The following is a 19,466-nucleotide window of genomic DNA, read 5'->3' as shown; positions in this document are numbered from 1 at the left end:
TACGGACCGAAGGAGACGAGCCATGAGCGAGGCAGCCCGCACGACGATCGACCAGGCGGAAGTCGACCGCTTTTCGGCGATGGCCGCCGAGTGGTGGGACCCGGCGGGAAAATTCCGCCCGCTGCACAAGTTCAATCCGGTCCGCCTCACCTATATCCGCGATCTCGTCTCCGCCCAGTTCGGCCGCGACCCGAAGGCGCATCGCCCGCTCGAAGGGCTGCGCATCCTCGATATCGGCTGCGGCGGCGGCCTGCTCTCCGAACCGATGGCGCGCATGGGGGCGAATGTGCTGGGTGCCGATGCATCGGAAAAGAACATCGGCATTGCCAAGGCCCATGCGGCCGGCAGCGGTGTACCGGTCGACTACCGCGCTGTGACGGCCGAGGCGCTCGCGGAAGCCGGCGAGACATTCGATGTCGTGCTCAACATGGAAGTGGTCGAGCATGTCTCCGACGTCGAATTCTTCCTCACCACCTGCGCCTCGATGGTGCGCCCCGGCGGCATGACGTTCGTCGCCACGATCAACCGCACCATGAAGGCGGCAGCACTGGCGATTTTTGCCGCGGAAAACGTGCTGCGCTGGCTGCCGCGCGGCACGCATCAATATGAAAAGCTGGTGCGCCCGGAAGAGATCGAGAAGCCGCTGACGGCGTCCGGACTGACGGTGACGGATCGCACCGGCGTGTTCTTCAACCCGCTGCTCAATCAGTGGAACCTGTCGAAGGACATGGACGTCAACTATATGATGGTCGCCCGCCGGCCGTCTGCCTGATCAGACCTTCAGCGTTTTGACGGCGGCCAGCAGGTCTTCCTGCCCGGCTGCGTTGCGTCCGGCCCGTGCCTTGACGTGCTCGCGGTCGATGGCAAGGGGATTGCCATCCGGACAGAAGGCGACCTTGAAGGTGAAGGCGCGTGGCGTCGGGCCGTTGTCGTGCAGATGTTCCAGCCGCTCCGCACCATCGGCCCAGACCGGCGGGAAACCATCCGGCACCCACCACAGAACGAGCGACGGCCAGGCCTGCTTCTGGTTCCAGTTGCGGGCGTATTTCAGCGCGTCGGCGTGCACGCCGTTATAGGTGAAGGCCATCAGGGATTCGAGATCGGCCCAGAGCGACAGCGAGGATGGCGCATCGTCGAAGCCGCTGCCCGCGATGAAGCGGGGATAGACCTTTTCGCCCCAGCTTTCCGGGCCTGGCACGTCGTCATAGCCCGAGCGGCCGACATAACCCTCTGCCCGGCTTGCCGCCTCGAAGTTCAAGGGTTCGCGCAGGCGGAACCCTTCGACGCGGGGGCTTTCGTAGTCGTCGACATGCAGGCCGAAATTGTAGGCGGCGAGATGATGGCCGCGCATCAGTTCGTATCGTCAGGCAGGACCGGAAGCGGCGCGACCTCGACGCCTTCCTCCAGCAGGTCGCGCACCTCTTCGGCGGAGGCCCGGCCGATCAGGCCACGCTGCTCGGTCTCGCCGTAGTGGATCTTGCGCGCCTCTTCGGGGAAGCGTTCGCCGACATCCTCGGAATTGGCGCGGATGGAGGTGACGACCTCCCGCAGCTTTGCCATCATTTCCTTCTGGCCGGCCTGCATGACGAGTTCCTGGCGGCGCTCCTTCTTGCGGGCCGTCGAGACGGAAGGCGCCATCAGGCGCTTGGCGACATGGGTGGAGCCGCAGGACGGGCAGGCGACGAGCGCCATTTTCTGCTGGCGGTCGAAATCGTCCGCCGAGCCGAACCACCCTTCGAAGGCGTGCCCGTTGTCACAGGAAAGCTCGTAGCGGATCAAGCGGCAACGCCTCCCTTCGCGGGCTCGTCCACCACTTCGAGCGTGAAGGAGCGGCCATTGCGCAGGTTCGGGATCTTGGCATGCGCGGCCTTGACGGCGGCAGGGTCGACCTCGGCGAGCACGACCGCCTCGCCGGTGCCGCCGGCGGAGGCAAGCACGCGACCCCAGGGGTCGATGATCATGGAATGGCCGAAAGTCTCGCGGCCGTCCTCGTGCACACCTGCCTGTGCCGCGGCGATGATGTAGACGCCGTTTTCGATGGCGCGGGCGCGCAGCAGGATTTCCCAATGCGCCTCGCCGGTCTGGCGGGTGAAGGCGGCGGGCACGGAGATGATCTCGGCGCCGGCCTGTGCCTGCGTCTTGAAGAGTTCCGGGAAGCGCACGTCATAGCAGATGGCGAAGCCGAGCCTGGCGAAAGGCAGGTCGGCCATGCGCGCGACGGCACCCGGCGAATAGACGGCACTCTCGCGCCAGCTCTCGCCATTGTCGAGATCGACGTCGAACATGTGGATCTTGTCGTAGCTGCAGATCTTTTCGCCATCGGGGCCGAACAGCAGGCCACGATTGGCGACCTTGCCGTCGGACAGCGCGATGGCCGTCGAGCCGACATGCACATGGATGCCGAGTTCCCCGGCAAGTTCCGCGGCGGCGGCGACCACCAGGTCGTCCGCTTCCGAACGGAGGATGGCTTTAAGCCCGGCACGATCCCGCTGCAGGGCGCCGGTCATTTCCGGGGTCTGGACATAGACGGCGCCCTTGGCGGCCGCCTCGCGCACGAGGCGCCGCATCGTCTCCACGTTGCGGACGGGATCGGTCCCGGAGCACATCTGGACAGCGGCGATCGTGACGGCCATCGACTGTCTCCCTATGCGGCCAGCAGCGCGTCGAGTTCGCCGGCGCGCTCCAGCGCATGCAGGTCGTCGCAGCCGCCGACATGGCGGTCCTTGATGAAGATCTGCGGGAAGGTGGTGCGGCCATTGGCGCGCTTGATCATTTCCTGGCGCACGTCCGGCGCGTAGGTTGCGTCATGTTCCTCGAAGGACACGCCCTTCGTTTCGAGGAGTTTCTTGGCGGCGCTGCAATAGCCGCAGAACTGACGCGTATAGATAACGACCGAAGCCATATTTGCTGCTCCAAAGCTTGGAAAACCTTGTCTTTCATATAGGTCCGGGGAGGGCCCTTGCAAAGGTCAAAACGGTGACGTCGGCAACGCCGGCACGTTTCAGGGTGCGGGTGACGGCCGCGACGGTGGCACCGGTCGTGTAGACGTCATCGACGAGCACGACGCGGCGGCCGAACAGCTTTTCGCGGCCTTCCGGCGTGATGGCGAAGGCGCCGCGCACATTTTCCTCGCGGGCACGCGGACCGAGGCCGATCTGGCGGCGCGTCCGCTTCGTGCGGCGCACGGCGTCGATAAGCACCGGTTTGCCGGAAAGATCCGCAAGGGCGTGCGCGAGTTCGGCCGCCTGGTTGAACTTGCGCCAGAGCAGGCGGAAGCGGTGCAGGGGGACTGGGACGATGAGATCGGCGGCCTGCACGGCGCTATCGCCGGCACGCAGCATCCAGTGCGCCATCATCGGCGCAAGATCCGTTCGGTCGCGGTATTTCAGCGAATGCACCAGAATACGGGCGAGGTCGTCATAGAGCGCGACGGAGCGCAGCCGGTCGAAGGGGGGCGGATTGGCGATGGCATCGGCGCTGAGGATGCCGGGGCCGAGATCGTGCGAAAAGGGCGTGCCGAGCACCTCGCAATAGGGGCGCTCGATGAGAGCGAGCGTCGCCCAGCAATGGGGGCAGAGGCCTGCCTTGCTGCCGAGCAGCACGCCGCACCCGGCGCAGGCGGGCGGATAGACGAGGTCGAGTGCCGCGCCGGCGAGGTGGCGCAGCCGGCGGGCGAGGGCCGGCCGGAGCGGGATTGCCGGCAATGCCTCGGCCTCGATGTCGCCCATGCGGTTGACAATAGTCCTTCCCGGTGGCCAATGCGAAGCAATTCCGAACTGGATTTCTGACGATGGAAACGCTCTTCGACCACGCCCTGATCGACATGCACCGGCTGCGGGCCCTCAAGGGCGAGCCTGCGGATTTTCTGCTCGACGTGGTGGCGCGGGAACTGGCCGAGCGCCTCAGTGTCATCGATCGGCGCTTCGAACGGGCCGTGGAACTGCATGGCCATACCGGTGCCGCCGCACGGGCGATTGCCGAAACGGGCAAGGTGGATGCCCTCGAGCGGATCGAGAGCGACGAACGTTTTGCCGCTCCCGGCCAGGGGCTGACCGTCTCGCCGCTGGAGACGGTGCCGCTTGCGCCGCAATCGGCAAACCTCATCGTATCGCCGCTCGCCCTGCACCTCACCAATGACACACCGGGCGTCTTCGTGCAGATCCGCCGGGCGCTGAAGCCGGACGGGCTGTTTCTTGCGGCGATCCCGGGCAGCGGCACGTTGCAGGAACTGCGCGAAGTTCTGCTTGCGGCGGAAAGCGAGATGACCGGCGGTGCGAGCCCGAGGGTCATGCCCTTCCCGGACGTACGCGACATCGGCGCACTGCTCCAGCGCGGCGGCTTCGCCCTGCCGGTGACCGACAAGGAGAGCTATACGGTCCGGTACGATTCGATCTTTCCGCTGATGAAGGATCTACGTGCCATGGGCATGGCCAATCCGCTCGTTGGGCGCAGCCGCAGGCCTCTGGCACGCGGCGTTCTGCTCAGGGCGGCGGAGCTTTATGCAGAGCGCTTTTCCGACCCCGACGGGCGTATCCGCGCAACCTTCTCGATTATCTATGTATCGGGCTGGGCGCCGCACGAAAGCCAGCAGAAGCCGTTGAAGCCCGGCTCGGCGACGATGCGCCTGGCCGATGCTCTCAAGCAGGGCAGCGAGAAGTAATCGCGTTATTTTCGCGCGGATTCGATGCTGGTCGTCACGGTGTTGAAGACGTTTCCGAGACTGCCGCTGAAGGCCTGAAGACCGGCCAGAAGGCCAATGGCAATGAGCCCCGCGAGGAGCCCATATTCGACGGCTGTCGCGCCGTTGGAGTTGGAAAGGAATGATTTCAGCAGTCTGCGCACCATTCCGTCTCTCCTGTGTGCCCCTGGGCACTCGAGGTTTTCTATCGGCTCAGCAGCCGTTGCCTTGACCATTGCCGCCGACGATGCAGACGGCGCCGGGCATTTCCTGCAGCACGCTGCGGCGTACCGTGTATCGCTTGGTTCCATCCGTCGGGATCGAGCCCGTCGAGATCATATCGAATTCGTCCGGCACGTTCGCCATCATGCGCTTGTCGGTCTTCGCGGAGAGGACCGGGGTGAGGACAAGCGCAAGTGCTATCACGGCGGTGCCGAAAAGCAGGGCGAGGTTGAGCGCACCGGTCCGGGTATCTCCGGCCGGCGTGTAATCCTTCTCCTGAACGGCTTTCCAGAAGTCTTCGTCACGCATCACAGGGTCTCGTAGGCATTGCAACGTTCAAAGCCAATCTTTGAACGACGGTGCTAAACGATTGCTTAACGGGAAGCGAAAAATGCGTGGTAAATTCCTGCCGGAGCCCTCAGAGCAGGTCCATCAGGAAGGGGATCAGCGGTTCGTCGGCGGGCGGCATGGGATAATCGCGCAGCGCCTTCGGACGCACCCACTTGATCGCCTGCCCTTCGCGGCCATGGGCGGTACCCTCGAACCGGCGGCAGACATAGAGCGGCATCAGGAGGTGGAAGTCGTCATAGGTATGGCTGGCGAAGGTCAGCGGCGCGAGGCAGGCGACCTTCGTTTGAATGCCCAGCTCTTCGTCCAGTTCGCGAATCAGCGTCTCTTCCGGCGTTTCGCCGGTCTCGACCTTGCCGCCCGGAAACTCCCAGAGGCCGGCTAGCGATTTGCCTTCGGGGCGTTGTGCCAGAAGGATGCGGCCATCGGCGTCGACGAGCGCGCAGGCGGCGACAAGCAGGATGCGACGGGGCTTGTGCGTCGGTTCGATCATACGGCGGCCGGTCCCCGGTAGCTGTACTGGTAGACGTCCTGGAAGCCGGCGCGGCGATAGAGCGCGATTGCCGCAGCATTGTCGGCCTCGACCTGTACCCAGGCATGGCGCGCGCCCTTGAGCTTGGCCCAGCGCAGGCTCGCATGCAGGATGGCGGTGCCGAGGCCCTGGCCGCGCCACTCTTCGGCGACACCGAGCTGGAGGATGCCGACCAGGTCATTGTCGTGCACGGCGATCGTCCCGGCGGTCGGGCCGAACGCCGTATCCTCGAAGATGAACAGGCCGGTTTCCGGCTTGATGGCGTTGATGATCTCGGTCAGCCCGGGCTTCAGCGCCGGGTCGTCGCCCGCAACGCGGATGCGGGCATCGACGAAGCGGCCGACATCGCGGCTCGGCAGGTGGTCGAGGCCTTCGTCGCGGGGAAGGGTGGCGAGGTCCGCCATCATGACGACGGTATGGCCGTCTTCCACCCAGCCGGCTTCGTCCATGAAGGCGATCAGCTTCGGCGGCGTGAGGGGCGTCTGGCGCACGAGCAATGGCCGGCCGTAATCGGCGAAACGCTTTGCCGCCTTCTGCAGGCGGATGTCGATATCACGGTAGTCGGACGGATCGAGCGGATTGACGGAGTTCAGCCGGCGCGAGGGGTGGCCGGCCGTGAGCCGGCAGAGCCAGCTTCCGTCATACTGCACCGAGGCTGCGGGCCAGGCGCGAAAACCGACGGCCTCGAGCCGGCGGACTTTGGGGAGATCGCTCATCGTCTTTTGTCCGGAAGGTGTCACGCTGTCCCGGCCTCAGCTACGGTAGTCGCCATTGATCTCGACATATTCCTTGGTCAGGTCGCAGGTCCAGACCGTCGCCCGGCCGTTGCCAAGACCGATCTCGACGCGCACGGGAATGTCCTGCTTCTGCATGACGGCGGTCGTCGCGTCTTCGGAATAGGACGGATCCCGCTCGCCATCGACGGCAACGCGCACGTCGCCGAACCAGATGGCGAGGCGGTCGCGGTCGGCCATCTCGCCGGACTTGCCGACGGCCATGACGACACGGCCCCAATTGGCATCCTCGCCGGCAACCGCGGTCTTGACGAGCGGTGAATTGGCGATCGACAGCGCGATGCGCTTGGCGGCCGCATCGCTCTCAGCACCTTCGACGGTGACTTCGACCATCTTGCGCGCGCCTTCGCCATCGCGCACGACTTGGAGCGCCAGGTCGCGCAGGAGGTCGTTGAGGGCGGTGCGGAAACCGTCGAGCGAGGCGTCGTCGGCCGTTACCGGCGCCTGGCCGGCCACGGCGCCGGTTGCAAACAGCATCAGCGTGTCGGAGGTCGAGGTGTCGCTGTCGACGGTGACGGCGTTGAAGGTCGGGCCGACGCCGGCCGACAGCAGCGATTGCAGCACCGGTGCCGGGATATCCGCATCGGTGACGACGAAAGACAGCATCGTCGCCATGTCGGGCGCGATCATGCCGGCCCCCTTGGCGATGCCGTTGATGCGCACGGTGACACCGCCGAGGTCGGCGGTGCGGGTGGCGACCTTCGGATAGGTGTCCGTCGTCATGATCGCCTTGGCGGCCTCGAACCAGAAATCCTCCGTGCCGGAGGCGGCGAGGCCATCGAGCACGCCGGAGAATTTCGTGGCGTCGAGCGGTTCACCGATGACGCCGGTCGAGGCGAGGAAGACTTCGTTTTCCGCACAGCCGATCGCCTTGGCTGCCGCCTCGGCGGTCATCTTGGTCGATTCGCGGCCCTTGCGGCCGGTAAAGGCATTGGCATTGCCGGAATTGACGACCACCGCGCGAGCAACACCATGGGCGAGGTTCGCCCGGCAGAAATCGACAGGGGCGGACGGGCACTTGGAGCGGGTGAAGACGCCTGCGACCGCGGCAGGGCGATCGAAGACCATCATCAGCACGTCCGTCCGGTTCTTGTACTTGATCCCCGCGGCGGCTGTCGCCATGCGCACGCCGCGGACCGGCGGCATGTCAGCGTAGGTTTTCGGAGCGAGCGGGGAGACGGAACCGGACATTCGTGCATTCCTGTTAGCCGGGCTGGCCTGTTTGAGAAAGCCCGGCGGAAACCGGGCTGGCCTGCGTGAAAAAGAGGCCCGGTGTCTGCCACCGGGCCGTTGTCGGTCTTACTGCTGGCCTTCGGTTGCCGGCGCGGCGTCGCCTTCGCCTTCGACCTCGCCCTCGGCAGCCGGCTTGTTGACCGCGTCATAGGCGGTCTTCAGCGCCGGGTCCTGGATGTCGACCGGCGCCGCGGCCTTGGCCTTTTCCAGAAGCTCAAGATATTTGTCGCGCATGACGAGCTGACGAACCTGGGGCTCGACCTGGTCGAGTGCCGGAGGCTGCTGCTTGCGCTTGTCCTCGATCTTGATGACGTGGAAGCCGAACTGGGACTTCACCGGCACCTTGGAATAGGCGCCCTTTTCAAGGGCAAAGGCGGCCGTTTCGAATTCCGGGACCATGCGGCCCTTGGCGAAATAGCCGAGGTCGCCACCTTCCGACTTGTTCGGATCGGTCGACTTCGCCTTGGCGATCTCGATGAAATCCTTGCCGGCGTCGAGTTCGGCGATCACGGCCTTGGCTTCGTCCTCGGTCTTGACGAGGATGTGGCGGGCGCGGATCTCGTCTTCCGGCGTGATGGCGGAGATTTCCTTCTCGTAGCGTGCCTTCACCTCTTCCGGGGTGACGGCGTCAACGACATGCTTCTTGAAATAGGCATTGTGCAGTTCGCGATCCGTCAGGAAGGCGAGGCGCTGCTTGAATTCGGCGTCGTCCTTCAGGCCTTCCTTGTCGGCATCGGCGGCAAGCAGCTTGACGTCGATGATCGAGGAGAGGGCGGCGACGCGCTTCTGCTCATCCGGCAGGTTGGCGAGCTGCGGATCGAGGCCGGCGATCGCGAGCTTCAGTTCCGATTCGTGGATTTCGAGCGCGCCGACCTTGGCGACGATCGGGTCGGCGGCGGCATCCTGGGCGCGGACGCTGCTGCTTGCGGCGGCGATCGCGATGAGGGCGACTGCCGCGAGCTTGCTGTACTTCAACATAAAGAGAGACCTTTCACATCCTCGCCGGAATCGGGCCGATATCCGGTGCCAGACGGCTCAACACCACCAGAATGTGGCAGTTGTGCAACCGCCTGAGCCGTTGACATCATTCGACCCCCCTCTTATCTGTCACGCAATCCCGCGTCCAGAACAGTTTCCGGGCGTTTCACGGCTTTGCGCGCAATTCCTACGACCTGCCACGCGCCAGGTGCCCATAAAGAAAGGACCATTCTGATGGTCAGCCTCGGCGGTATCGCCCGCAAGTTGTTCGGTTCCTCGAACGATCGTCGCATCCGCTCCTACAATCCGCGGGTCGACGCCATCAATGCGCTGGAACCGCAGATGAAGGCGCTTTCCGACGAAGCGTTGCGCGCGAAGACCGTGGAGTTCCGCGAGCAGCTCGCCGCAGGCAAGACGCTTGACGATATTCTGGTGCCGGCCTTTGCCGTGGCCCGCGAGGCGGCCTTGCGCGTGCTGGGGCTGCGTCCCTTCGACGTGCAGCTGATCGGCGGCATGATCCTGCACGAGAAGTCGATCGCCGAAATGAAGACCGGTGAAGGCAAGACGCTCGTGGCGACCCTTCCCGTCTACCTCAATGCGCTCGCCGGCAAGGGCGTGCATGTCGTGACCGTCAACGATTATCTCGCCACCCGCGACAGCGCGCTGATGGGCAAGATCTACGGCTTCCTGGGCATGACGACCGGCGTCATCGTGCACGGTCTCGACGACGACCAGCGCCGTGCGGCCTATGCCTGCGACATCACCTACGCGACGAACAACGAACTCGGCTTCGACTATCTGCGCGACAACATGAAGTACGAGCGCGGCCAGATGGTCCAGCGCGGCCACTTCTTTGCCATCGTCGACGAAGTGGACTCGATCCTCGTCGACGAGGCGCGCACGCCGCTGATCATTTCCGGTCCGCTCGATGACCGCTCAGACCTCTACACGACGATCGACGCCTTCATTCCCCTGCTGGACGAGGCCGACTATGAAATCGACGAGAAGCAGCGTTCCGCGAACTTCTCCGAAGTCGGTACGGAAAAGCTGGAAAACCTGCTGCGCCAGGCCGGGCTTCTGAAGGGCGAATCGCTCTATGACGTCGAGAACGTCGCGATCGTTCACCACATCAACAACGCGCTGAAGGCCCACAAGCTCTTCACGCGCGACAAGGATTACATCGTCCGCAACGACGAGATCGTCATCATCGACGAGTTCACCGGCCGCATGATGCCGGGCCGCCGCTATTCGGAAGGCCAGCACCAGGCGCTCGAAGCCAAGGAAAAGGTGACGATCCAGCCGGAAAACCAGACGCTGGCCTCGATCACCTTCCAGAACTATTTCCGCATGTATTCCAAGCTCGGCGGCATGACCGGTACGGCCTCCACCGAAGCCGAGGAATTCGGCAATATCTACGGCCTCGACGTCGTGGAAGTGCCGACCAACCTGCCGATCCAGCGCCTCGATGAAGACGACGAGGTCTACCGGACCGTCGAAGAGAAGTACAAGGCGATCATCCAGGAGATCAAGGACGCGCGCGAGAAGGGTCAGCCGGTCCTCGTCGGCACGACCTCGATTGAAAAGTCCGAATATCTCGCCGAGCGTCTCAAGATGGCCGGCTTCAAGGACTTCCAGGTGCTGAACGCCCGTTACCACGAGCAGGAAGCCTATATCGTTTCGCAGGCCGGCGTGCCGGGTGCGGTGACGATCGCCACCAACATGGCCGGTCGCGGTACCGACATCCAGCTCGGCGGCAACCTCGAAATGCGCCTCGAGCGCGAGCTTGCCGAGATGGAGCCGGGTCCCGAGCGCGACGCCAAGCGCGATTCGGTGATTGCCGAGGTCAAGAAGCTGAAGGAGCAGGCGCTTGCCGGCGGTGGCCTCTATGTTCTCGCCACCGAACGCCACGAAAGCCGCCGCATCGACAACCAGCTGCGCGGTCGTTCCGGCCGCCAGGGCGACCCGGGCCGCTCGAAATTCTTCCTGTCGCTGCAGGACGACCTGATGCGCATCTTCGGCTCCGAACGCATGGATTCCATGTTGCAGAAGCTGGGTCTCAAGGAAGGCGAGGCAATCGTCCATCCCTGGATCAACAAGGCGCTGGAGCGCGCGCAGAAGAAGGTCGAAGCCCGCAACTTCGACATCCGCAAGAACCTGCTCAAGTACGACGACGTGCTGAACGACCAGCGCAAGGTGATCTTCGAGCAGCGCATCGAGCTGATGGACAGCGAGAACCTGTCGGAAATCGTCACCGACATGCGCAACGAAGTGGTCGAGAACCTCGTCCGCCTAAACATTCCGGAAAACGCCTATGCCGAGCAGTGGAACGTTGCAGGCCTGAAGGCCGGCGTCGTCGAGCAGCTCAACCTCGACCTGCCGATCGAGGCGTGGGCGGCCGAAGAGGGCATCGACGAGAAGGACATTCTCGAGCGCCTGCACAAGGCAGCCGACGATGCGGCAGCCGACCGTGCCGAACGCTTCGGTGCGGAGATCATGACCTATGTCGAGCGCTCCGTGCTGCTCCAGACGTTGGACCTTCTGTGGCGCGAGCATATCGTCAACCTCGACCACCTGCGTTCCGTCATCGGTTTCCGCGGCTATGCCCAGCGTGACCCGCTGCAGGAATACAAGGCGGAAGCCTTCGAACTCTTCCAGGCGCTGCTGGCGAACCTTCGCCAGACGGTCACCGCACAACTCATGCGCGTCGAACTCGTGCGCCAGGCTGCCGATGGACCGGCGCCGTCCCTCCCGGCCATGGAAGGCCATCATATCGACGGCACGACCGGCGAGGACGATTTCGGCGAGGGCAATGGTGGCGGCTTCATGGCGGTCGGCGTCGAGCCGGAAAACCGCGACCCGAACGACCCGGCGAGCTGGGGCCGCGTCTCGCGCAACGAGCCCTGCCCCTGCGGTTCGGGCAAGAAATACAAACATTGCCACGGCGCCTTCGAACAGGCCTGATCGCAAAGACTGAAAATGCCGCCTTCGGGCGGCATTTTCTTTGTGTGGTCAAGGCGCGTGACGCCGCGACCCAACCGTTTGTTAACCCTGATCTGACAAGACTGACGCTGTTGAGTTCTGCGTAGCGTTTGGGTTCCTGTGTTGATGGCGGTCATTCAATCGGCTGAGAGGTTGCTGCCATCCGGCCTGCGTGGCAAGGCGGAGCCGCTGTTACGCGCGCTCACGACAATCCTGTCCAGCGACGATCCCCGCAATCTCGCCCAGCGCATGGCGCTCATTGCCTTTGCCATCCGTGTTGCCAGCGCTGCCATCGCCTTCCTGACGCAGATCGTGTTGGCCCGCGTGATGGGCGAGTTCGAATACGGCATTTTCGTCTTCGTCTGGGCGCTCATCGTCATTGTCGGCGACATGTCCTGTCTCGGCTTCCACACGACGGTGGTGCGCTTCCTGCCCGATTATGTCGGCCGCAGCGCCCTTGCGGAAATCCGCGGCCTTACCTCCACGGCCCGCATCTTCGCCATCCTGTCGTCGACCACGCTTGCCGTGCTCGGTTTCCTTTGCCTGTGGTTCTTCCGCGATTCCTTTGCCGGCTACTATGTTCTGCCGCTCTTTATCGGCCTGTTCTGCATGCCGATGATCGCGCTTGGCGACGTGCTGGAAAGCACGGCGCGCGCCCATAGCTGGGCGGTGGTGGCGCTGAGCCCCACCTATATCGTCCGCCCGCTGCTGATCCTCGTCTTCATGGTGCTGGCGGTGACGCTCGGCGCGCCGCACACGGCGCTGACGGCGATGACGGCGGCGCTGGCCGCCACCTACCTCACCACGGTCGTGCAGTTCTTCAACATCGTCTACCGGCTCGGCAAGCGCTATGTCGCCGGCCCGCGCAAGATCGAGTTCTCGCTGTGGATCAAGGCGGCGCTGCCGATCTTCCTGATCGAGGGATTCGGCTTCCTGCTCACCAATTCCGACGTCATCGTCGTCGGGTTTTTCCTCGACCCGGAAAGTGTGGCCATCTATTTCGCAGCGGCGAAGACCATGGCTCTGGTGCATTTCGTGTTCTTCTCCGTGAAGGCGGCGGCCGCTCCGCGCTTTTCTGCCATGTTCTCCGCCGGCGACCGCATCGCGCTTGCGCGTTTTGCCGGCGAGACGGTGCGCTGGAGCTTCTGGCCGTCGCTCGTCGTCGGCGGCTGTGTGCTGCTGTCCGGCCATTTGCTGCTGTCGCTCTTCGGCCCGGCCTTCACGGCCGGCTGGAGCCTGATGTTCATTCTCTTTGCCGGCATCCTCGCGAAGGCGCTTGTCGGGCCGGGCGAGGTGCTGCTCACCATGTCCGGCGAACAGCGGCTCTGCGTCGCCGTCTATGCCGTGGCGCTTGCGGCGAACATCCTCTTCAACGTCACGCTCATTCCGCTCTTCGGCCTGACGGGCGCCGCCATCGCGACGGCTGGCGCCATGGTCGTCGAGGCGCTGCTCCTGCACATTGTGGTGCGCAGCAAGCTCTCCATCATTCTCTTCGCCTTCGCCAATCCGGTGAAAGCAAGTCTCGTCAACGGGATGGACCATCATGACCGATAGCCACGGCATCGACCACGCCATTGCGGCAGGGCGCGCCCAGGCCGCTATCCCGCCGGCCCCGCCGCTGGCGCAGCCGCCGGCGGACCAGCGTTTCCTCATCGGGCGGCCGGGCCGCTCGCTGGCGCTCTATCCGGCGACGGCGGGCTATGAGCTGCAGCAGGAACTCGACTTCTTGTCGAACCGTGTCATGGAGCCGAACGTCTTCTTTACCGGCCGGTTCCTGGCGCCCGCCATGCCGCGCCTAGAAGACCGCACCGTGCGGCTCTTCGTCATCCGTGACGAGAGTGCCGGGCGCAGCCGCATCCGCTTCCTGATGCCCTTCTCCGTGGAAAAGCCGGGCTTCTCCATCGGCTCCAGCATCCTGCGTGCCTGGTCGAACCCGTTCGGGCCACTTGGCACGCCGCTGGTCGATGCCGAGGACGCGGCCGAAACGCTCGACAATTTCCTGGAGGCGCTCGGTGGCCCGGGCACCGGCCTGCCGCCGATCCTCGTCCTGCCGGACCTGCGCCTCAATGGCGCCTTCGCCCAGTTGATGCGCGCCGTCGCTATCGGCCGCAACCTGCCGGTCACCGTTACCGATACCTATCGCCGGCCGATGCTGGACAGCCTGCTCGACGGCCAGACCTATCTGCAGAACGCCATCTCGCCCGAACATTTCCGCGAGTTGCGCCGGCAATGGCGCCGGCTCGATTCGATGGGCGAACTCTCCTACAACGTTGCCCGGCAGCCCGCCGACATCCGCCTGCGCATGGAGGAATTCCTGCTGCTCGAGGCAGCCGGCTGGAAGGGGCGGGGCCGCACGGCGATGATCAACGACCGGTACCGTGCCGCCTTCGCCCGCGAGGCGATCAGCAATCTTGCGGAAACCGACGGCGTGCGCATCCACACGCTCGATCTCGACGGGCGCGCCATCGCCTCGATGATCGTCTTCATGACGGGCGGCGAGGCCTATACGTGGAAGACGGCCTATGACGAGGCATTTGCGAAATATTCGCCCGGCAAGCTGCTTGTGGCGGAACTGACCGAATGGCACCTCGACGACGCGAATATCGCGCGATCGGATTCCTGTGCGGTGCCGGACCATCCGGTCATGAGCCGCTTCTGGGAAGAGCGCGAGGACATGGGCACGCTGGTCGTCGGGCTGCAACAGAACCGCGACCGCGACGTCCGCCAGACGGCGGCGCAGCTTCACCTCTACCGCAACACGCGCAACGTCGCGCGGCTGCTGCGCGACAAGATCCGCTCGCTGGCGCGGCGCTAGGCGCGTCCTGTTTGGGGTAATTCCAAACGCAAAACCGTTGCGCACCTTTGCTGGAATTGCTCTAGGCCGCGAACGGTGCCTCCTCCGCCGCGCGCTTGCGCAGGAGATGGCGAATGACCTTGCCGGAGGTCGTCAGCGGCAGGGATTCGACGAAATCCACTTCGCGGGGATATTCGTGCATGGAAAGCCGTGATTTCACCCAGTCGCGGATGTCGGTGGCGAGCGCTTCCGAGGGTGTCTCTCCCGGGCGCAGCATGACATAGGCCTTGACGATCTCGGTGCGAACCGGATCCGGTTTGCCGACGGCCGCAGCAAGCTGCACGGCCGGGTGGCCGGCGAGGCAATCCTCGATCTCGCTCGGGCCGATGCGGTAGCCGGAGGAGGTGATGACATCGTCGTCGCGGCCGAAGAAGGTGACGTAGCCCTCCTCGTCCATGCGGCCGAGATCGCCGGTCGTCATCCAGTCGCCGACGAATTTTTCCGCCGTCGCCATCTCGTTTTTCCAGTAGCCGAGGAACATCACGGGATCGGGCCGTTTGACCGCGACCTGGCCGACCGTGCCGCGCGGCACTTCCCGGCCATCGGCGTCGATGATCGCGACGACATGGCCGGGTACCGCCTTGCCGATCGGGCCGGGCCGCGACACGCCGAGCTTGCCGATCGAGCCGAGCACGATGTTGCACTCGGTCTGGCCGTAGAATTCGTTGATGGTGATGCCGAGCGTGTCGCGCACCCATTCCCAGGTCTCGCGGCCAAGCGATTCGCCGGCAGAGCCGATGGTGCGCAGGTTCAGCCGGTATTTTTCACGCGGCTTTGCGACGCTCTTCATCAGCCGCAGCGCTGTCGGAGGGATGAAGGCGTTGCGCACGTCCATGTCCTGCATGATGCGGTAGGCCATATGAGGGTCGAATTTCTGGCCCGGCGAGGAAACGACCGGCACGCCGAGCAGCAGGGCCGGCAGCAGCACGTTGAGCAGGCCGCCTGCCCAGGCCCAGTCGGATGGCGTCCAGATGCGGTCGCCCGGCTGCGGCAGGAATTCGTGATGCATCTGGAAACCCGGCACGTGGCCGAGCAGCACCCGGTGGCCATGCAGGGCGCCCTTCGGCGGACCGGTCGTGCCCGACGTATAGATCATCATCGCCGGATCGTCCGGGCCGCTGTCGACGGCCTCGAACGGACCCTTGTGCCGGGCAACGAGGTCCTGAAAGGATTTGACCGCCGGATCGCTTGTCGGTTCGGTCGCAATCACCAGGTCGAGCGTCGGCAGGTCGGGCCGGATCGCTTGCAGCCGGTCGAGGCCGAAACGGTTGGTGACGATCGCTTTCGCCTCGGCGTTCTTCAGCCGGTAGAGCAGGGCATCGGCACCGAAAAGCAAGGCGAGCGGCAGGGCAATGGCGCCGAGCTTGTAGGTTGCCAGATGCGCGACGACCGTCTCGAAACCCTGTGGCAGGAGGATTGCCACGCGGTCACCCCTGCTGACACCTTCGGCGACGAGTGCTGCGGCAAACGCATCGGACCGAGCGGCAAGCTCGCCATAGGTCATCGACAGGGGCGGCACATCCGGGCGAAAATGCTGAAGGCAGATGCGATCGGGCTCATGCTCGGCCCAGGCATTGGAGACAGCGGTGCCGATGTTGAACCGTTCGGGGACCTGCCAGCGGAAATCCCGGTACAGCGCATCATAGGTCGATCTCTCGGCGAGCATCCGACGTCACTCCAGTTTGCTGCATTGCACCTAGCATTCCGGAGGGGCGGCCCGCAATGGCGCCGTTGTTCGGGTCAGAGCCAGGACAGGCGGTTGTCCACGCTGTCGACACTGGCAACGGACGCCGCAATCGCCGTCGCGCGCTCCGCCTCCTGCTGCGAGCCGATGCTGCCCGACAGGATGATCCGCGTGCCCTTGCAGGTCACGGTGACATCGGACGAATCCACGTCGCCGGCGATCGACAAGGCGTCGGCAACCGCCTGTTCGAGCCAGGCGGGGTGTGGTGCTTCGAAGTGTTCGGGTGGTTCACCTTTGTAGGTACCTTCCTTGAAGACCATGGGAGCGCTCCTGCGGTTAATTGGACAACAACGCGGAAGGGGGGGATTTGTTCGGTGCCGTTTAGGGATGATTAGGGCTGTTCCGAAGTAGGGCATATCCGCCCCGAATTGGGAGTTGTTGGCCGGTTTGGGGCAGGCTAAGCATCGCCTATCGCAACCGGGGATAGGGCATGGCCAATATCAATATTAAGGGTTTCTCATTGAAATCCGGCGCAAATTTCAAGGAAATCGTTTCCGAAAAGTTGCAGACCATTCTGGATTATGATCGCGAGATTGCAAAGCCGACCTATCTGGAGTTCCGCGACGACAGCAAGAACTACATGACGTTCAGCGGCACGAACCTGAAGTACAAGATGGTGGGTGGCGAGGTCTTTGGTGTCACCGCCGGCACGATCACGGGCTTCAAGGTTGTCTCCGACGGTATCGCCGTCCTCGACGTCACCAATCTCTCGCTGACTAGCAAGGCCTTGACGGCGGCAATCGACAGCGGCAACACCACCACGTTCCTCAACGCCTTCCTGTCCGGTGACGATGTCATCAAGGCGACCAACTATGCCGACCTCTTCTGGGGCGGCAATGGCAATGACACGCTCTATGGCTACAACGGCAACGACACGCTGTCCGGCGGCAACGGCGTGGACAAACTCTACGGCGGCGCGGGCAACGATACGCTGAAGGGCGATGCCGGCAATGACCGGCTGGAAGGTGGTGCCGGCGCTGACAAGCTTTATGGCGGTGCGGGTGCGGATACCTTCGTCTTCCTCTCAGTGAAGGATTCGACGGTGGCTGCGGCCGGGCGTGACACGATTTTCGACTTCAGTCAGAAGGAAGGTGACAGGATCAACCTCAAGGTGATCGACGCCGACACCACGCTCGCCAACGATCAGGCCTTCACCTTCATCGGCAGCAAGGCCTTCTCGAAGGATGCCGGCGAACTTCGGTACCTGAAGACGGGTGGCGACACCTATATCCAGGGCGACGTGAACGGCGATGGCAAGGCGGATTTCATGATCATGGTGGACGCATCCATCAATTTCACCAAGGCGGATTTCATTCTCTGATCATCGCCAGCGGCAGCCCCGTCCGTCTGTTTACGGGGCCTGAAACGGTTGAGACCCAAGAGCGTGCACATCGCTCTCGGGTCCCCCTCACAACCGCATCCGGGGGTGTCTGCGGCTGCTCCCATAAAATGCGGCGCAGCAAAATTTGTTCCCGCTAAAAAACAAATTTTTGCAGGTTTTTCTGAATTTCGATTTGTGTTTCAGGCGGGTTTGCAAGGCCATCCGTTCGCCTGGGTGGGGAATGAGATCGCTTTAGACAATGGTGCATGCGGGGCTTGATCAGTGTTCGTCGATGTCAATGGCACCGGCAGCAGGTTAAGTTGCCATATTGAGATAAACGGTTGTATGGTCAGGCAATTGCAATGGAGCCGGCAGGTATACATTTGCGTGGCTGCAGGTTTTAGCATTGGCTGGGTCATCCTGAGGCTCGGCTGCATCTAGGAAGTTTCATGACCGGAAAATTAGTCCTACATCTAGGCGCCCATAAAACGGCGACGACTGCTATCCAGCACTACTGCTCCGAAGAAAAAGATAGGCTGCGAGCGGCAGGCATAGTCTATGTCGGGCACACCGTGAAACCGTTTTCGACATATCGTACTCTGCGTGATCTGACGCAGGAGGCGCGAGGAGAAGGTAAATTTGAATTTCGGGAAGCCCGTTCAAAACTTGTGATCGATAACGCGGAGAAGGTTATCAACCGCGCCGATGTTCGATCGCTTCTCATTCCGTGGGAGATTTTCCTCGGTGAGCCCTATGATAAAAACCTGCCGGTCCTATACCCTGGCGCCCACCTATCCCTGAAAGCCCTTGCAGGCTTTCTTAAAGATCTGCCCATCTCGATTGTGTTTACGATCCGAGATCAGTGGGCATTCCTGAACTCTTGGTACTTACAACTACACAAGCTTGGTCAAATTCCCGACCCAACTCATTTCCGGGAATGGGTCGCTGCAGCAAATCTGTCCTGGCGTCCAATGGTAGAAACGATGAAGGAATATTTCGGGGCCGAAAATGTTACGGTTCTGACATATCCCGCAAACTCCGCAACACAGCCTGACTACTTTCGGGATTTGTTCAAGGCTTACGGCTACGTGGACCCCATCAATCCCAATTCGATAGATCGCAAAAATGAATCCTGGCCGTCAGAGGCAATGGAGATCGCTCGTCACGTCATGCCTCTTTTGCCAAACGATCGAGAGCGCTATCTCTTCCGCTTAAAAATGGACGACGTATTCTCCAAACTACCGGGACGCCAGTACAAGGTACTGGATGAGAGTGCTCAACTCCAATTGGCAGAGAAATATGCTGCAGAGAACACAACATTGGGTACCTCCTCAAAATAGCGACCTTGGCTTTCACGCCACCCTCGCCTGCGCTTAACATCCGCAGGCTGCGTTAACATCACAGCAGTGTAGTCTGGTCCAAAGAATGGCCTGCTGCCGGTTTCATGGACATCGAGTTAAGGTGTTCCTCCTGAATGCCTCTCCATCCGCATGTTTCCGAGGCTTATCTGAGGGCTTGAGAGTTCGAATCGCTGTATCTGTCAAACTGATATCAAACCTCGTGGTGGTATTGTGGGGGTATTGGCGAGGGTATCAGCAAAATCGCACCCCCAGAAATACGCCCAAACTTGTTAGCTGAGGATGGACAGTCTTGGACGGCCGAAGACAGAAGAGCCTGAGAAATCAGACCCTTGCAACTAGCATATTGGTGCGGCCCCTAACGAATTTCCCTGGAAAAAGCCGGACATTGAAATCATTAGGCAATTGTCAATCGGCGTCCAAAA

Annotated in this window: 20 protein-coding genes; 7 read left to right on the top strand and 13 right to left on the bottom strand. The window is 62.9% G+C overall.

The window, feature by feature from the left end; translation table 11 throughout:
• Window positions 1–22: 22 nt before the first annotated feature.
• A complete protein-coding gene (gene ubiG, locus GR138_RS20425; RefSeq protein ID WP_160861116.1) occupies window positions 23–772 on the top strand; it encodes a bifunctional 2-polyprenyl-6-hydroxyphenol methylase/3-demethylubiquinol 3-O-methyltransferase UbiG in 750 nt (249 codons plus the stop codon).
• Here ubiG and GR138_RS20420 read toward each other — a convergent pair whose 3' ends face one another.
• Genes GR138_RS20420 through GR138_RS20400 form a run of 5 tightly spaced genes read right to left on the bottom strand, consistent with a single transcriptional unit; the run spans window position 773 to window position 3,728 of the window.
• The gene (locus tag GR138_RS20420; RefSeq protein WP_160861115.1) at window positions 773–1,351 is read right to left on the bottom strand and encodes a DUF3291 domain-containing protein; all 579 of its coding nucleotides are present in this window, start codon (window positions 1,349–1,351) and stop codon (window positions 773–775) included. It lies immediately after the preceding gene.
• Window positions 1,351–1,779: a DUF1178 family protein gene (locus GR138_RS20415; protein ID WP_160861114.1), complete on the bottom strand. Its 429-nt coding sequence runs from the start codon at window positions 1,777–1,779 to the stop codon at window positions 1,351–1,353. Before GR138_RS20415 ends, GR138_RS20420 begins: the two co-directional genes overlap by 1 nt.
• Entirely contained in the window at window positions 1,776–2,633 is an 858-nt protein-coding gene (locus tag GR138_RS20410) for a carbon-nitrogen hydrolase family protein (protein WP_160861113.1), read from the bottom strand. The genes GR138_RS20415 and GR138_RS20410 overlap by 4 nt, the downstream gene beginning before the upstream one ends.
• An 11-nt stretch (window positions 2,634–2,644) precedes the next feature.
• Window positions 2,645–2,902: a glutaredoxin 3 gene (gene grxC / locus GR138_RS20405; protein ID WP_160861112.1), complete on the bottom strand. Its 258-nt coding sequence runs from the start codon at window positions 2,900–2,902 to the stop codon at window positions 2,645–2,647.
• 34 nt (window positions 2,903–2,936) lie between these two features.
• Window positions 2,937–3,728 (bottom strand): ComF family protein, encoded by a 792-nt coding sequence (locus GR138_RS20400; RefSeq protein WP_160861111.1) that lies wholly within the window; start codon window positions 3,726–3,728, stop codon window positions 2,937–2,939.
• Window positions 3,729–3,790: 62 nt separating this feature from the next.
• Here GR138_RS20400 and GR138_RS20395 point away from each other — a divergent pair, with 62 nt between their 5' ends.
• Window positions 3,791–4,660 (top strand): methyltransferase domain-containing protein, encoded by an 870-nt coding sequence (locus GR138_RS20395; protein ID WP_160861110.1) that lies wholly within the window; start codon window positions 3,791–3,793, stop codon window positions 4,658–4,660.
• Between the two features lie 5 nt (window positions 4,661–4,665).
• On the opposite strand, the gene GR138_RS20390 is transcribed toward GR138_RS20395, so the two are convergent.
• The 6 genes from GR138_RS20390 to GR138_RS20365 form a co-directional block, all read right to left on the bottom strand.
• Window positions 4,666–4,845, bottom strand: a complete 180-nt coding sequence (locus GR138_RS20390) for a Flp family type IVb pilin (RefSeq protein ID WP_160861109.1) — start codon at window positions 4,843–4,845, stop codon at window positions 4,666–4,668.
• Window positions 4,846–4,891: 46 nt separating this feature from the next.
• Window positions 4,892–5,209, bottom strand: a complete 318-nt coding sequence (locus tag GR138_RS20385; protein ID WP_160861108.1) for a hypothetical protein — start codon at window positions 5,207–5,209, stop codon at window positions 4,892–4,894.
• A 109-nt stretch (window positions 5,210–5,318) separates the two neighbouring features.
• Window positions 5,319–5,741, bottom strand: coding sequence for an 8-oxo-dGTP diphosphatase MutT (gene mutT, locus GR138_RS20380; protein ID WP_160861107.1), 423 nt, complete (start codon window positions 5,739–5,741; stop codon window positions 5,319–5,321).
• Window positions 5,738–6,496, bottom strand: coding sequence for a GNAT family N-acetyltransferase (locus tag GR138_RS20375; RefSeq protein WP_160861106.1), 759 nt, complete (start codon window positions 6,494–6,496; stop codon window positions 5,738–5,740). The genes mutT and GR138_RS20375 overlap by 4 nt, the downstream gene beginning before the upstream one ends.
• Before the next feature lie 36 nt (window positions 6,497–6,532).
• Window positions 6,533–7,765, bottom strand: coding sequence for a bifunctional glutamate N-acetyltransferase/amino-acid acetyltransferase ArgJ (gene argJ, locus GR138_RS20370; protein WP_160861105.1), 1,233 nt, complete (start codon window positions 7,763–7,765; stop codon window positions 6,533–6,535).
• A gap of 108 nt (window positions 7,766–7,873) precedes the next feature.
• Window positions 7,874–8,785, bottom strand: a complete 912-nt coding sequence (locus GR138_RS20365) for a peptidylprolyl isomerase (RefSeq protein ID WP_160861104.1) — start codon at window positions 8,783–8,785, stop codon at window positions 7,874–7,876.
• A gap of 234 nt (window positions 8,786–9,019) precedes the next feature.
• On the opposite strand from GR138_RS20365, the gene secA reads away from it, so the two are divergent.
• The 3 genes from secA to GR138_RS20350 all read left to right on the top strand — a co-directional run bounded on the left by secA (window position 9,020) and on the right by GR138_RS20350 (window position 14,579).
• On the top strand, window positions 9,020–11,746 hold the full coding sequence (secA, locus tag GR138_RS20360; protein ID WP_160861103.1) for a preprotein translocase subunit SecA: 2,727 nt from the start codon (window positions 9,020–9,022) through the stop codon (window positions 11,744–11,746).
• A gap of 144 nt (window positions 11,747–11,890) precedes the next feature.
• Window positions 11,891–13,318: a lipopolysaccharide biosynthesis protein gene (locus tag GR138_RS20355; RefSeq protein WP_160861102.1), complete on the top strand. Its 1,428-nt coding sequence runs from the start codon at window positions 11,891–11,893 to the stop codon at window positions 13,316–13,318.
• Complete coding sequence (locus GR138_RS20350) at window positions 13,308–14,579, top strand: GNAT family N-acetyltransferase (RefSeq protein ID WP_160861101.1); 1,272 nt, start codon at window positions 13,308–13,310, stop codon at window positions 14,577–14,579. Before GR138_RS20355 ends, GR138_RS20350 begins: the two co-directional genes overlap by 11 nt.
• Before the next feature lie 61 nt (window positions 14,580–14,640).
• Here GR138_RS20350 and GR138_RS20345 read toward each other — a convergent pair whose 3' ends face one another.
• Window positions 14,641–16,284 carry an AMP-binding protein gene (locus tag GR138_RS20345; protein WP_160861100.1) on the bottom strand — a complete coding sequence of 548 codons (1,644 nt, stop codon included), beginning with the start codon at window positions 16,282–16,284 and terminating at the stop codon, window positions 14,641–14,643.
• Between the two features lie 74 nt (window positions 16,285–16,358).
• Entirely contained in the window at window positions 16,359–16,622 is a 264-nt protein-coding gene (locus tag GR138_RS20340; protein WP_160861099.1) for a BON domain-containing protein, read from the bottom strand.
• A gap of 170 nt (window positions 16,623–16,792) precedes the next feature.
• Here GR138_RS20340 and GR138_RS30845 point away from each other — a divergent pair, with 170 nt between their 5' ends.
• Window positions 16,793–17,683, top strand: a complete 891-nt coding sequence (locus GR138_RS30845; protein ID WP_160861098.1) for a calcium-binding protein — start codon at window positions 16,793–16,795, stop codon at window positions 17,681–17,683.
• 449 nt (window positions 17,684–18,132) lie between these two features.
• On the top strand, window positions 18,133–19,023 hold the full coding sequence (locus tag GR138_RS20330; protein ID WP_160861097.1) for a hypothetical protein: 891 nt from the start codon (window positions 18,133–18,135) through the stop codon (window positions 19,021–19,023).
• Window positions 19,024–19,466: the final 443 nt, after the last annotated feature.

The organism is Shinella kummerowiae (assembly GCF_009827055.1).
In the GTDB taxonomy this organism is placed as follows: Bacteria; Pseudomonadota; Alphaproteobacteria; order Rhizobiales; family Rhizobiaceae; genus Shinella; species Shinella kummerowiae.
Note: the sequence above shows the minus strand (reverse complement) of the source record. Positions and strands in the feature narration are given on the sequence as shown.